The organism is Chryseobacterium sp. SIMBA_038 (assembly GCF_046535115.1).
Classification (GTDB): domain Bacteria; phylum Bacteroidota; class Bacteroidia; order Flavobacteriales; family Weeksellaceae; genus Chryseobacterium.
In genome coordinates this window covers 1-256 of sequence record NZ_JAWRXH010000287.1, presented here as the reverse complement: position 1 = coordinate 256, position 256 = coordinate 1, and the positions used below count along the sequence as shown (strand labels likewise).

The 256-nt window shown below is 38.7% G+C and carries 1 pseudogene; it reads left to right on the top strand.

The annotated features are described in order from the left end of the window. Positions 1–256: pseudogene (locus SB689_RS23590) on the top strand (fumarylacetoacetase); the annotation flags it as partial.

Below are 256 nucleotides of genomic sequence, written 5' to 3'. Positions count from 1 at the left end.
ACGACAATGTTTTTGAAGCCTACACTATTAATGAATTCATAGAATTGGGTAAACCTGTTACGAATGCCGTTCGTACAAAAATCCAGACATTATTACAGGAGGGCTCCACATTGTCAAAAGACCAAAAAACCATTGAAGATGCATTCTATGACCTTGACAAGGTAAATATGATGATGCCTCTTCATACCCCAAACTACACAGACTTCTACAGCAATATTGAACATGCTACCAACGTAGGCAAAATCTTCCGTGATCC